We start from the raw sequence: 13,875 nt of genomic DNA, 5'->3' as shown, positions 1-13,875 counted from the left end.
CTTCATGCCTGTAGTTTATTTTACTGTCTTAAGGTGAAGGTATTGTCGCTGGGATGAATGCCGTCATTGCCAATATAAATTTCATTAGCATTTATAGGACGGCCGTCTACGTATAAATCAAAGGTCAGGCGATGACCATTTTTGACTTTGAAATCGATTTTGTCGGTGGCTCCGGCGGTTGTAAGCTTAAAATTTAGCTTCTCTTTATCTTTGCTCAGTTTGACTTTATCGCCTCTTTCGAGATAGTCGCCATCGACCGAGTTTATTTTACCGTCGGTCTTGATCGTACCGGTAAATGTCTGGGCTTTGCCTTTAGTTGTAACAACTAAATGAACCCCATCTTTATCCTGCCATATAGCGTAACCGCGTGTTGATCCAGGCCTAAATTTGTCCGGTGAACCGTCGGCCGGTAAATGCCACGCAAATGCCGAAGCTGTTGTTAACTGAAGAATGGCTGCTGATAATAAAATCATTTTTTTCAACCTTAACACCTCTTTTTTATTAGAATGGTACATTTCCATTCTAAGCGGCAATTCTTAGAATTTATTTAGAAGGATTAGGCAGCCAGTACCCTCTTGAAATCATTTGTTATGTATAGTATAATATGAAAACGGAACACAACGAGCCATTTTCAAGGTCGGACCGTAACAGGTTGGGTCTTGCGCAATAGGAACTCATGAACCCCGTCAGGTCCGGAAGGAAGCAGCGGTAAGTGACAATTCTTATGTGCCGCAAGGGTGCCTGATTTGTTGCGGTCCGACGTTGAAAATGGTTTTTTAATTATAACAGCCGGTTTAATCACCGGCTGTTGTTGTATTTTCAGTCTAGCAGAATTTATAAATATAAATTCTGGTGACAAAAGTGCAACCAGCGGCTTGTACTTTTGCAAAAGCGCAAGCCGGGGTTTTCTAAGCTATTTAATTAGAGCCTTTAAAGCAAGGTCAATATACCGATAGCGGCATTCTTGGTCATAATAATCAAAATGCGCAATATTGTTCATTTTATCGCCTACGAGTACCGGATATTCCAAGCTGCTGAACAGCTGGAAGATTCTCATGACCAACTCTGTTTCGGATAGTTGGTTCCCGGTTAGTTCATGGACTAACACTTTGAGTTTGTTCAAACCTGTTTCCTTCATAAACTCAATATATTCGCAGGGTGCCTCTGATTCATGCGATACCTGATCAACGAAGTTGCGAAAAATATCAGGGTATTCGAGAGTATAGTCAGCATAAGTCCTGAGGAATTTCTGCAGCCTTGTTTCCGGGGGCAGTTCTAAGTCATCCAGATAATTGAAGGAACTCATAAGCTTGGCATTAAAGGCTTTTAACGCTTCGTTGACAACAGTGTCTTTCGAACCAAAATAATAATTTATTGAGGCAACGTTAACATGAGCCAGGGCGGCAATTTTACGGCTGGTAACATGCTGGTACCCCTTAGTGCCGATGATTTTCATGGTGGCATCAAGGATTTTTTCTTTGGGGGAGAGGTTAACAGAATCGTGCTCCATTTTCCATGCTCCTTTATATAGCCTTTAGCTGTAATTAGCTTAGCGGTGAATAATTGCCTTAACTGGGTTTAAACTAACAACTATGAAACGATTTATAATTTACGGCTTATTAGGTTGGTGTCTTGAAGTTATATGGACAGGTTTAGGTTCGTTGTTGAGCGGTGATGTACGCCTGACTGCCAAAACCTATTTATGGATGTTTCCTATCTATGGCTTAGTAATTTTATTTGAGCCGGTGCATGATGCCATTCGGTTTTGGCCAGTATGGCAGCGCGGCCTTATCTGGATGCTTCTCTGCTTTACCGTGGAATATCTTACAGGCTGGATGCTGCAGAGTATGCTGGGTACAGCTCCGTGGGATTATTCCCAGGCTGTTTTAAATATCCATGGGTTAATACGCTTAGACTATGCGCCGGCTTGGTTTGGTGCCGGTCTATTGTTCGAAAAGGTCCACGATTGGCTAGACGGGGTCCGGATATTCCGGTAATCTTAGCCCACCTCCTGTTCGATACGCTCTTTTGCCACAGCTAGCATTAATTTAATCCTATTGAGCTGGTTAACCTCGCTTGCTCCTGGGTCGTAATCAATAGGAACGATATTAACGTCAGGATAAGAGCGGCGCAGCTCGTGAATCATCCCCTTGCCGGTAATGTGATTAGGCAGGCAGGCAAACGGTTGCAGGCATACGATATTATCTACGCCGCTGTGAATGAGCTCTGCCATCTCGCCTGTCAATAGCCAGCCCTCGCCGGTTAGATTGCCTAGAGACAAGTGCTTTGCTGCCAACGCGGCTATCTGTTCAATATGATAGGGCGGGGCAAACCGCTTGCTGTTTTTCAAAGCTTTGCGGAGATGACGCCGATAGAATTCGACTGCCTTGATGAACAGATCACTTTTTATGCTGCTCAGCCAAGTTCCAGCTAACAAGTCGTAGTGTACTTGACTGTCATATGCGCAATACAGGAAGAAATCCAGCATATCAGGGACTACGGCTTCGGCGCCTTCGGCCTCCAAGAGCTCGACGAGATGATTGTTAGCCTCCGGATGATATTTTACCAAAATTTCACCGACAATACCAACACGTGGTTTAAGCTGTTGTTCATCAATATCCAGGTTATCAAAATCCCGGACGATGCCAAAAACATTGTTTTTGAAGTTATACGTGCTTCCCTTCAACATATCTTGCCGGCACTTAGCGGCCCATTTGTCGCACAGCTCTTGTGCCGAGCCGGCATGCTTTTCGTAAGGCCGTACCCGATAGAGGACCCGCATCAGCAGATCTCCATAAATAATACCGATAATTAAGCTCTTAAACAGCGGTAAAGTCAAATCAAATCCGGCTTGACTTTTTCCTCCGAGCGCGAGAATTGGAATTTGGGGCATGCCGGCATCTTTGAACGCTTTACGGGCTATGGCAACATAGTTAGTCGCCCGGCAGCCGCCCCCAGTCTGAGCCAGTATAACTGACGTGTTATTTAAATCGTACTTGCCTGATTTTAAAGCCTGTAATAATTGCCCGACAACAATAATGGTGGGGTAGCAGGCATCGTTGTTAACAAATTTTAAACCTTCATCAATAGCCGCTTTATCAGGTGTAGGAAGCACTACAATCTGGTAACCGGCCTTGAGAAACCCCATTTCGAGAAATTGAAAGTGGATGGGTGACATTTGTGGTGCCAGTATTGTATGGCACTTTTTCATTTCTGCGGTAAAGTCGGGCTCACGCGCAGCAGCAACTTCCAGAGTTTGGCTAAGAATCGAAGACTGCGCTATCTCATTAAGGGTAGCCAGCAGTGAGCGAATTCTGATCCGCGCTGCGCCAAGATTATTGATTTCATCAAGCTTAATAACGGTGTGTATCCGATTGTTTGAATCTAAAAGCTCTTTTACTTGGTCAACTACAACGGCATCCAGACCGCAGCCGAACGAATTTATTTGAATTAACTCAATATTGGGCTCCCTGGCAACAAATGACGCGGCTGCATATAGCCTTGAATGATAGGTCCATTGATCAACAACCCGGAGCGGCCTGGGAGCAGTGCCCAAGTGCCGGACGGCATCCTCTGATAATACCACCAGACCATAGGAACTAATAAGTTCGGGTAAACCGTGATTAATTTCAGGGTCAATATGATATGGTCTGCCGGCCAGAACGACACCTTTGACATGTTTCTCGGCCATGTAGGCAAGGGCCTCTTGACCTTTGCTGCGGACATCGGCTTTATACTGTTCAAGTTCGGCATAAGCCTCATCAACCGCAGTGATAAGCTCTTTCTTGGTTATGCCTTCGCCGGCCAGTTCTTCGGCCAGTCGGCTAATTAGACGATTGCGATGATTCAATGGCAAAAATGGGTGGAGAAATTCGATATCATTATCCCGCACACAATCCATATTAGATTTAATGTTTTCCGGGTAGGAAGTAACAATCGGGCAGTTGTAGCAATTGTCAGCGTTCTCGTCTTCTTTCATATTATAAGGAATGCAAGGGTAAAAAATCTTTTTAATCCCTTTTTTCAGTAAATCACTGATATGTCCATGGGCAAGCTTGGCCGGATAACAAATAGAATCAGAAGGAATGGTTTCCAAGCCCAGCTCGTATAGTTTGCGGGAAGAACGCCCGGATATGATTACTCGATAGCCTAGCTTGGTAAACAAAGTAAACCAGAAGGGATAATCTTCATATAAATTAAGAACCCTTGGAATCCCGATAACCCCGCGCCGAGCCAGATGTTCCGGTAAGGGCTGATATTTAAATAGACGCTGGTATTTGTAAGCATACAGATTAGGCGGCCCGTCTGCCGGCTTAGCTTTGCCGATGCCCCGTTCGCAGCGATTTCCGGCATGAAATTCCAAGCCGTTAGAAAAGTGCTGGGTAGTAATCAGACAATGATTGCCGCATAATTGGCAGCGATGATTGGTTGTATGAGCCGTAAAGCTGGTAAGTTCGGCTGCGGGCAGCAATGAAGTTTTGGTGCCTGAACTGCATCTTTCCCTGGCAATAAGCGCCGCGCCGAACGCGCCCATCAGGCCGGCAATATCCGGGCGGACTACATTACGGCCGATTGTCTGTTCGAACGCCCGCAGGACGGCGTTATTATAAAACGTTCCGCCTTGAACGACGATTTTGTCGCCCAGTTCGCTGGTGTTTTTTAACCGAATAACCTTGAAAAGGGCGTTTTTAACGATGGACAGCGAAATTCCGGCTGATATATCGCTAACTTTGGCTCCATCTTTTTGGGCTTGCTTAACTTTGGAATTCATAAATACAGTGCACCGGCTGCCGAGATCAACCGGGCTTTCAGCCTCCAGGCCAAGCTGAGCAAAATCGCTTACCGACATATTCATAGCTTGGGCGAAGGTTTCTATGAATGAACCGCAGCCTGCCGAACAAGCTTCGTTAAGCATGATTGAGCTGATGACTCCGTCCCGAACAAAAAAGCTTTTCATGTCCTGCCCGCCAATATCGAGCACAAAAGTAACATCTGGCAAAAAGTATTTGGCCGCTTTTAGATGGGCTACTGTTTCAATCTCGCCGACATCAACCTTCAAGGCGGCCTTGATAAGCTGTTCACCATACCCGGTAACAGCAGAATAAGCAATTTGTGTGTTTGAATTTAGGCGGGGGTAAATATCCTTAAGAGCGGCAATGACGGTTTCAAGCGGCTTGCCTTTATTGCTGCCGTAGTAGGAATATAGCAGGCTTCCATCTTCGCCGATCAAAACAAGCTTTGTCGTTGTTGAACCGGCATCTATTCCCAGATAAGCCTTGCCGGCATATTCGGCCAAATTTCCGCGCTGTACCGAGCTCTGTTCATGCCTGGCAATAAACTGCTCATATTCCTGTTTGTCCGAAAAAAGCGGACTCAGGGAATCTTCGCTTTTATGGACCAGATTAGATAATTTCAGAGCTTTATCATGCATAACTTCATACGAAATAGGGGCGTGCTGCGCGGTTAAAGCTGCGCCGAGTGCGACAAAATACAGCGAGCAATCAGGGTTAAATATTTGCTCGGGTTTTAAGTCTAATGTCTCAGTAAAGCGGCGCCGCAGCTCTGATAAGAAGTGCAGAGGACCGCCGAGAAAGGCGACGTTGCCGCCGATTGCCCGTCCTTGAGCCAGACTGCTGATGGTCTGATTAACAACAGCTTGCAGCACAGAGGCGGCAATATCTTCTTTAGAAGCACCTTCATTCATGAGTGCCTGAACATCGGTTTTGGCAAATACTCCGCACCGAGAGGCAATGGGATAAATAGTTTTATAGTTCTTAGCCAGTTCATTCAAGCCAAGCGGATCGGTGTGCAGCAGTGCCGCCATATGATCGATAAAGGCTCCGGTCCCGCCGGCGCAAACACCATTCATTCGCTGTTCTACCGTACTGCCGAAGTAGGTTATTTTGGCATCTTCTCCGCCGAGCTCGATTGCGGTGTTTGTCGCCGGGATAATACGTTTAACCGCATTTGTTGAAGCAATAACCTCTTGGACAAACGGCAAGTCTAAAGAATGGGAAATTCCCATACCCCCGGAACCGGTAAATATCACGGAAAGCAGTCTTTTACGCAAAACATGTTGGGCATTGCTTAACACAGCCTGAAAAGCAGCAATTGTATCCGAAAAGTGGCGGGCATATTGCTGAAATACAATATTGTTCTGCTCGTCGAGGACAATCATCTTTATTGTTGTTGAACCAATGTCAATGCCAACACGCAAAATATTAGCCATTTTTATACGTCTCTCCCCCATTACTACAAAATACATAATTAAGTTAAGGCGTAATTTAAACACTGTTTAAACTCATTATATATATGAAAGGCAAAAACGGCAATTATTTTTACTGCTAAATATGGACATTGAAATTTTAGGCTTCCAATAATTTAGTTTCATTTATATATATATATATTTTTATTGACATGAAAAGTTGTCAAAAAATAGTTGATTGATCCGAAAGTATGGTAGGATTTTTGCGCCTTATAGCGGAGGGGTTATTTACAGTAAAGAGGATAATTTATTCTTATGTGGAATTAGAATAGGTGCTGTGAGGAGGTAAGAATCATGGCCTATGTGGCATTATACCGGCAATGGCGGCCGCAGGATTTTGATAATCTTGTCGGTCAAGATCATATTAGTATTACATTAAAAAATGCGCTCAGCACCGGGCGGATTACGCATGCCTATCTATTCGCCGGCCCGCGCGGCACAGGTAAGACTAGTACGGCCAAGATTTTAGCTAAAGCGTTAAATTGTGAGCATGGACCGACTCCTACGCCCTGCAATACTTGTTCTAATTGCCAGAAGATTACCGAAGGAACGTCGATGGACGTTTTTGAAGTTGACGCCGCCTCAAATCGTGGTATTGATGAAATTCGTGATTTGCGGGAAACCGTTAAATTTGCCCCGGTTGACGGCAGGTATAAAGTATATATTATCGATGAAGTACATATGCTGACTACCGAAGCTTTTAATGCATTGTTAAAGACATTGGAAGAACCGCCGGCCCATGTAGTATTCGTGTTGGCAACGACCGAGGCGCACAAGATTCCTGCAACCATTCACTCAAGATGTCAGCGGTATGATTTTCGCCGCATCGGGGTGCAGGAGATAGAAGCAAGACTGGCTGAGGTTGCGGCTAAGAGCGGCTTGGAGGTCGCTAATGACGCACTTCGGCTAATTGCCGTTCATGCTGACGGCGGGCTTAGGGATGCGTTGAGTATTCTGGATCAGTGTACTACGCTGGGCGAAGGGGCTATTACAGCAGTTAGAGTCCGTCAATTGTTGGGCTTGGTTGGTCATGAATGGATTTGGCGTTTGACTGAGAGTTTGGCTGAACGGGATGTTAAAACGGCGTTAACAGAACTTGACGAACTTATTAATAAGGGGAAAGATGTCAGGCAGGTCTTATTGGAAATGGCGCTCCATGCCCGGAGCCTAATGCTCTATAAGGCTGCGCCGGAGATTGATAATATTGCAATGTACAGCGAGGATAAGGCGATTTTGGCTGAGCAGAGCGCCAAATTTAGCCATGCCGAGCTAGTCAAACTTATTAAGCTTTTAAATGAGGCGTCGAATGAGGCAAAATGGGCGCCTGAACCGCGGATACCGGCTGAAATTGCATTTTTATCGGCATGCCGCCGGTCGGGCGGTGAGGAACTGACTGATTTGGTTGAACGCATCGCGATTCTAGAGGCTAAATTGGCCGGCGGAGCGCCCGTCAATGCTACGCCGGTCCGTGCGTCGCTGACGCCCCGAGCGGAGCTGCCGTCGGCTCCTCCGCCCATCCCTGAGCATAATGCCCCGGTCTTTGTTCCGGCAGCGGCTCCAATGGCAGGGCCAAAGGGTTCAGCAGCCCCAACGGCAGAACCAAAGGCTGCTGCGGCCCCAACCGCTGTTGAGCCTGCTGTACCTAAGGTTGAATTTTCAGCCGGGATTAAAGAAGCTTGGGACAGAGTTCTTAAAGAACTTATTGCCAACGGCAAGCGGTCAGTTCATGCCTGTGTTGCGCAGGGGCAGCTGATTAGCTTGACGGACAATAAAGCAACAATTCAATTTACCGCAACTTTTCCTAAAGAACGTACCGAGAAAGAAGATTTTCGGGCAATTCTTGAAAAGATTTTTACCCAAGTATGCGGCAAGAATATAGCTGTTAGCTGTGTGCTTGGCAGTGCTGAGCCCAAGGCGGTCAAAGCACCTCCGCCGGCCCAGCCTAAAGCCAATGCCGAGGCGGAAAATATTGCGGCTCAGCATCCTGCCTTACGGGAAGCTATTAAAATGTTTGGCGGTAAGATTGTAAAAGAAGAAAAATAAAAATAGGGAGGAATACTATGTTTGGTAATATGGGTAATATGGCTGGTATGATGAAAAAGGTTCAAAAGTTGCAGGCTGATATGGCTAAGATGCAGGAAGAGTTAAAAACGCGCACCATCGAGGTATCTGCTGGGGGCGGAGCTATAAAGGTCGTAATGAACGGCGAAAAACAGATTAAGTCGCTTAAAATTGCGCCTACCGCTGTTGATCCTGAAGATGTCGAAATGTTAGAAGATCTAGTTGCCGCTGCCGTTAACGAGGCTGTTAAGAAGGTTGAAGATATGATGGCAAGTGAGATGAGCAAACTGACTGGCGGCCTTAACCTTCCGCCCGGAATGTTCTAATGCAATATATAGCGCCGCTGGTAAAGCTGATTGAGCAATTCCGTGTTTTGCCCGGGATTGGGCCAAAGTCGGCTGTCCGGCTGGCTTATCATATTCTAGAAATGGATAAGGTCAAAGCCCGAGAGTTAGCGCAGGCTATTGTGGAGGCTAAAGAGAAAGTCGGCTATTGCAGCCAATGTTTCAATTTAACCGATTGCGATCCATGCCGGATCTGCCGGGGTGAAAATCGCGACAGGACGCTTTTGTGCGTAATTGAAGAGCCGCGTGATGTTGCTGCTATGGAACGAACACGGGAATTTAAAGGTCTTTATCATGTGCTGCACGGTGCACTGTCGCCGCTTGAAGGAATTGGGCCTGAAGAAATTAAGGTTAAAGAACTGCTCGCCCGCTTGCAGAATGAAGAAGTAAAAGAGGTAATTATGGCAACAGACCCTGATGTCGAGGGTGAAGCTACTGCCATGTATATCGCTAAGTTATTAAAACCGCTTGGTATAAAAGTCAGTCGTATTGCCCATGGCTTACCTGTGGGGGCTGATCTTGAGTATGCTGACGAAGTAACATTGTCTAAAGCGCTGGAAAACCGGCGAGAGATGTAAATAAACAAAAGAGGCTGTCGATAGACGGCCTCTTATAAGTTTACTAGCGGCTTGTGCGCTCATGCTCGGCGCAAGCTGTTTGTTTTTTAATTTAGAAATCGGCGCGAGGAATTGGTTGTATTCCAAAATTCGCATTATCAGTCTGGTAGAGCGGTATTAGACTAATGTTGGCACTCTTGGAGACGTGAAGGGGGGGTAGCTTAAAGTATTTACCGGTATAAAAATTCTGGAACTGGAGCTCATAGGAGCCAGACGCTAAATTACTTACGGTAAATTGCTCACCTTTACGAATAGTAAAAATTGCGGCTAGTTCTGTTTTTGTGTCTGCTAATCTAAATAACGCGGCTTTTACGTGAAAGCCGTTTTGGGTATTATCGAACAGCAACGAGATATCTCCGGGTAGATTTTTTAGCTCATAGCCGGATTGGTAGCCTGTCGCAACTAAATGATCAGCCGGCGGAATGAAGGGTTTACGAAGTTGGCTGGGAGGAGGAGTTTGCTGATCGTTCACGGAACAGCCGCCTAGCGCCAGCAGTGAGATTATCAGTAGTCCCGCCGCCAGTAGTGTGGCTATTTTATTTTCAAACAGTCGGTTGCTGATGATAATCACCTCCGTTTAACTAAACTTTATGCCATATTTCCATTATAAACAAGAAACTCCTCTAAGTAATAATATGATATATATTGTTTAATAAACCTGTCCTTTGGGAAAAATAACCTTAGGAGGGGATGAGGTATGCAATTTAACTTAAATATGGCGACGGTACGAAATTTGTTTGAGCAATTGCTAGACAATAAGCCACCAGAACCTAAGCCGCTGCCCAAGCTGGCTGATGTTGTAGAGCAGGCTCGGCAGGAGTGGCTGGCTGCGCAATCATATTATGATACAGTTAGTGATAAGGACTTGGTTGATCACGCAGTCTTTTTAATGCAGGCGACTGAAAAAAAATATATGTATTTATTAAAACAGGCGCGGCAAATGGGAGTAACCCACTCGCCATATTCGCCTGAGATGTCCCATGATGGAGCTGACAGTCTAATTGGCAGTCAGGCCGATTTAGAACAGTAAGATTACGACGTTACCCTAGTAAGTGGCGGGTAACGTTTTTTTATTGAATCCCGTCTTTGTCTAAAGAGGTTTGATATAATAATATTGATCGGTCTATATGGGGGGATCTGAGTGGCACTAGAGCCTATGATTGCAGAGTTAGCAAATAAATTAAATGATAAAACAATTGTGAGAAGGCGGGATTTTCACCGTCATGCTGAAACTGGCTGGACAGAATTCAGGACAGCATCAATCGTGGCTGATGAACTGACCAGATTGGGTTATCAGGTGCTAGTCGGCGAGGAAGTAGTAGATGCTGATAATATGATGGGAGTACCGGCGCCAAACGAACTTGAACAGCATGCAAGGCGGGCTATTACTCAAGGCGCTAGTCCTGAATGGGTAAGCAAAATGGCTGGTGGCAAGACTGGGGTAATGGGGATCTTGGAGTTCACAAAGCCCGGACCGACAGTTGCGCTGAGATTTGATTTGGATGCCAATGATGCCAATGAAGCGGAAACTCGTGAGCACCGTCCATCTTGCGAGAACTTTGGCTCGATTAATAAGGGCGCAATGCACGCCTGCGGTCATGATGGGCATGCTGCCGTTGGTCTGGCAATTGCAGAAATTTTGGCAGAATTAAAAGATGGCCTGCGGGGAAAAATCAAATTTATCTTCCAACCGGCCGAAGAAGGCGTTCGCGGTGCTAAAGCCATGGTAGCTAAAGGGATAGTTGACGATGTTGATTATTTATTGGGGATGCATTTTGGTTTTCAATTACAAAAAACGGGTCAGATTGCCTGCAATGTTAAAGGGTTTTTGGCAACAAGCAAATATGATGCAACCTTTACCGGCGTACCTGCTCATGCCGGAGCAGCGCCGGAAGTTGGGCGAAATGCCTTGCTGGCTGCGGCGGTTGCAGTGCTTAACCTGCATGCAATACCGAGGCATAGTTTAGGTTCATCACGGATAAATGTCGGTATAATGCACGCCGGCAGCGGACGTAATGTTATTCCGTCAAAAGCTGTAATCAAGCTTGAAACTAGAGGCGGCAATAGTGCGATTAACAAATTCATGGCAGATGAAGCCTATCGTGTTATTAATGCTGCTGCGGCTATGCATGGGGTGAACGTTGATATTAAGGAAGTGGGCGGTGCCGCCGGCTGCAGCAATTCGCGCGAACTTGCAAATGACCTAACAGCGATTGCAAAGGAGTTGGGAATCTTTAGTGAAATCGTCGATGAATGTGACTTTGGCGCCAGTGAGGACTGTTCTTATTTCATGGAACGGGTACAAGAACGTGGTGGCCAGGCCGCCTATGCTCTTATCGGTGTAGGCTTGGCTGCTGGGCATCATGACTCCTATTTTGACTTTGACGAAAGTGCTTTAGGAATGGCTGTTAAATTTGTGGGTACAGCGGCAGCTAACTTATTGATGCGATAGTATTCATGCTTATAAAACACTGTTTGGCTAGTAATAGTCGGCAATGTTTTATTTATTCATAATCTGGACTAACCGCAATATATATTATTAAAACCAGGATGCAGAGGGGGCAAATAATGGATTTTGCAGACCTTGGCAGACGGCTGCTTGGAGATTGCAGTGAAGAGGAATCGACCGTAACGCCGCCAACATTAGCAGATGCATTAGAGGAGGCAAGGCAGGAATTGTTGCAAGCCCAGCGTTACTATAACCAAGTTACCGATGATGATTTGATTGAACACGCGATCTACTGGATTAAGGCGAGTGAAAAGCGATATACCTACCTGCTTAGAAAAGCGCGTAATGAGGATGACCAATAACGCGGATAGAATTGAAGGATATGAGCATGACAAAAACTTATTTGTAAATTAGAATGTAAATAAGAATGAGGTGATGATTAGAAATGCCAGCAATACCAGTCGAGTTAAATATTGTTTTAGCGTATGCGTTTGGTATTCTTTTAATTTTTCTTATTGGCCGGGTTTTCCTTATGCCAATAAAATTAGTACTGCGTCTGATCTACAATGGATTGATTGGCGGCATCATGTTATGGGTTCTTAATTTTGTAGGCGCATACTTTGACTTTAGTATCGCAATAAATCCGATAACTGCGCTTGTGGCTGGTTTCTTGGGGATGCCGGGGATAATAATCTTGGTACTTTTCAAATTGCTTATTTAAAAATAGCATTCTGTCCGCTTGGTATAAATTTACCCGCCTTCTTGGCATAATTATAGCAGCGGCTGACTTACTTTCGGACAAGGGGTGCTGTCATTGAATAGTATTCAAGAGGAACTAATTATCGAAGCATATGTTGGCGAATATGCCAGCGGCAAAAGCGAGAATGCAGTAAACCGGGCTATTAGACTGCGGCGCAAAGGCTTGCCGATAACGCTTGTCGATTTAGATACCGTTGAGCCTTGTTATACGCTTCGCCCTATAAAGAAAGAACTTGAAGAAATGGGCATCGATGTTGTTGCCTGGGAAACCCGCGATACTACCGGGCTTGGCGAAGCAGGCAACGTTATTAAAGGATCAATGCGCTGGGTTTTGCGCCGGAAAGGTAATATTATTATGGACATCGGATATGGTGTTCATGGGGCCAAGATATTTAATTTGATTGAGGGCGCAGATGAAAACCCCTACTTGAAAATAATAGCCGTTGTTAATATGGCACGTCCTTTTACCTCAACTGTAGACAATATTATCGAGTATATCGGGACGCTTGGCAGAGTAGACGCTATGATTAACAATACCCATATTGCTGAAGAGACTACAGTTAAAGTTGTTCAGGATGGAGCTCGCGGCGTAACCGAAGCTGCCCGAATCCTTGGATTGCCTATTATTGCCACCTCGGCAGTTAAGGAAATTGCCGAGGAAATTGGCGATAGCGATTGCATGGGAAATCCAATTTGGCCGCTTGAGCGGATCATGCCTCGAACATTTTGGTAATAAATCATGTTCATTAACCCGCTAAGCGGGTTAATATTATTTGAAATATCGGTATAAACATGTATATTTGAGCATATAATTTAATTTGTGGGCTTATACCTGGTAAATACCGGTCATACGTGACAATATTGCGGCCAATATGCGTTATTACAAGAGTTTATAAAAGTTTTATAAACATTACTTATAAACGTATTGACATAATACAACAAACCATGTTAGTATATCGAAGTTGTCGCTTGCAGCGATAACAGAAACAAATAAATATGTATTGACATGACTACAAGGTTATGTTAACATGTATAAATGTTGCTGCAATGAGCAACGAGATAGAAAAAAAGCTGTTGACACAGTGAAAAAAGCTGTGATAACATATAAAAGCTGTTAACGCGCAGATAACTGCGAAGTAAGTTAACATGTTCCTTGAAAACTGAACAATGTAAGGTTTAAACAATATGCCAGATGTGCGGTGCTTTTCGAAGCACAACTAATAATTGCTTTATTGATTATAAGAGCCATCAAGGCTCCAATAATATAACTTTATTGGAGAGTTTGATCCTGGCTCAGGACGAACGCTGGCGGCGTGCTTAACACATGCAAGTCGAACGGACCGGAACTTAGCAATAGGTGAAGGTTAGTGGCGAACGGGT

General features: G+C 45.0%; 13 protein-coding genes, 1 rRNA gene and 1 other RNA gene. 11 read left to right on the top strand and 4 right to left on the bottom strand.

Annotation, left to right across the window (positions count from 1 at the left end):
* Window positions 1-20 precede the first annotated feature (20 nt).
* Complete coding sequence (locus GX348_04715; protein ID NLP41489.1) at window positions 21-482, bottom strand: hypothetical protein; 462 nt, start codon at window positions 480-482, stop codon at window positions 21-23.
* A 93-nt stretch (window positions 483-575) separates the two neighbouring features.
* On the opposite strand from GX348_04715, the gene ffs reads away from it, so the two are divergent.
* An RNA gene (gene ffs / locus GX348_04710) (signal recognition particle sRNA large type) lies at window positions 576-780 on the top strand.
* 133 nt (window positions 781-913) lie between these two features.
* On the opposite strand, the gene GX348_04705 is transcribed toward ffs, so the two are convergent.
* Window positions 914-1,510 carry a TetR/AcrR family transcriptional regulator gene (locus GX348_04705; protein ID NLP41488.1) on the bottom strand — a complete coding sequence of 199 codons (597 nt, stop codon included), beginning with the start codon at window positions 1,508-1,510 and terminating at the stop codon, window positions 914-916.
* Window positions 1,511-1,592: 82 nt separating this feature from the next.
* On the opposite strand from GX348_04705, the gene GX348_04700 reads away from it, so the two are divergent.
* On the top strand, window positions 1,593-1,997 hold the full coding sequence (locus GX348_04700) for a hypothetical protein (GenBank protein ID NLP41487.1): 405 nt from the start codon (window positions 1,593-1,595) through the stop codon (window positions 1,995-1,997).
* Between the two features lie 2 nt (window positions 1,998-1,999).
* Here GX348_04700 and GX348_04695 read toward each other — a convergent pair whose 3' ends face one another.
* Entirely contained in the window at window positions 2,000-6,229 is a 4,230-nt protein-coding gene (locus GX348_04695) for a 2-hydroxyacyl-CoA dehydratase (GenBank protein ID NLP41486.1), read from the bottom strand.
* A 330-nt stretch (window positions 6,230-6,559) separates the two neighbouring features.
* On the opposite strand from GX348_04695, the gene dnaX reads away from it, so the two are divergent.
* The 3 genes from dnaX to recR are packed head-to-tail and all read left to right on the top strand — an operon-like array spanning window position 6,560 to window position 9,248.
* Window positions 6,560-8,308 carry a DNA polymerase III subunit gamma/tau gene (dnaX, locus tag GX348_04690; protein NLP41485.1) on the top strand — a complete coding sequence of 583 codons (1,749 nt, stop codon included), beginning with the start codon at window positions 6,560-6,562 and terminating at the stop codon, window positions 8,306-8,308.
* A 17-nt stretch (window positions 8,309-8,325) separates the two neighbouring features.
* The gene (locus GX348_04685) at window positions 8,326-8,652 is read left to right on the top strand and encodes a YbaB/EbfC family nucleoid-associated protein (GenBank protein ID NLP41484.1); all 327 of its coding nucleotides are present in this window, start codon (window positions 8,326-8,328) and stop codon (window positions 8,650-8,652) included.
* On the top strand, window positions 8,652-9,248 hold the full coding sequence (gene recR / locus GX348_04680) for a recombination protein RecR (protein NLP41483.1): 597 nt from the start codon (window positions 8,652-8,654) through the stop codon (window positions 9,246-9,248). The genes GX348_04685 and recR overlap by 1 nt, the downstream gene beginning before the upstream one ends.
* A gap of 91 nt (window positions 9,249-9,339) precedes the next feature.
* Here the strand turns inward: recR and GX348_04675 are convergent, their stop codons facing one another.
* Window positions 9,340-9,858 carry a hypothetical protein gene (locus tag GX348_04675; protein ID NLP41482.1) on the bottom strand — a complete coding sequence of 173 codons (519 nt, stop codon included), beginning with the start codon at window positions 9,856-9,858 and terminating at the stop codon, window positions 9,340-9,342.
* Between the two features lie 126 nt (window positions 9,859-9,984).
* Here GX348_04675 and GX348_04670 point away from each other — a divergent pair, with 126 nt between their 5' ends.
* From GX348_04670 to GX348_04645, 6 genes are all read left to right on the top strand, one after another.
* Window positions 9,985-10,317: a DUF2508 family protein gene (locus GX348_04670; GenBank protein ID NLP41481.1), complete on the top strand. Its 333-nt coding sequence runs from the start codon at window positions 9,985-9,987 to the stop codon at window positions 10,315-10,317.
* 126 nt (window positions 10,318-10,443) lie between these two features.
* Entirely contained in the window at window positions 10,444-11,739 is a 1,296-nt protein-coding gene (locus GX348_04665) for a M20 family metallo-hydrolase (protein NLP41480.1), read from the top strand.
* 116 nt (window positions 11,740-11,855) lie between these two features.
* On the top strand, window positions 11,856-12,098 hold the full coding sequence (locus GX348_04660; protein ID NLP41479.1) for a DUF2508 family protein: 243 nt from the start codon (window positions 11,856-11,858) through the stop codon (window positions 12,096-12,098).
* Between the two features lie 83 nt (window positions 12,099-12,181).
* Window positions 12,182-12,457: a pro-sigmaK processing inhibitor BofA gene (gene bofA, locus GX348_04655; GenBank protein NLP41478.1), complete on the top strand. Its 276-nt coding sequence runs from the start codon at window positions 12,182-12,184 to the stop codon at window positions 12,455-12,457.
* A 102-nt stretch (window positions 12,458-12,559) separates the two neighbouring features.
* Window positions 12,560-13,228, top strand: coding sequence for a hypothetical protein (locus GX348_04650; GenBank protein NLP41477.1), 669 nt, complete (start codon window positions 12,560-12,562; stop codon window positions 13,226-13,228).
* Between the two features lie 536 nt (window positions 13,229-13,764).
* A 16S ribosomal RNA gene (locus GX348_04645) occupies window positions 13,765-13,875 on the top strand; the annotation flags it as partial.

Source organism: Veillonellaceae bacterium (assembly GCA_012523975.1).
Classification (GTDB): Bacteria; Bacillota; Negativicutes; order JAAYSF01; family JAAYSF01; genus JAAYSF01.
This window is presented reverse-complemented; position numbering and strand designations above follow the sequence as displayed.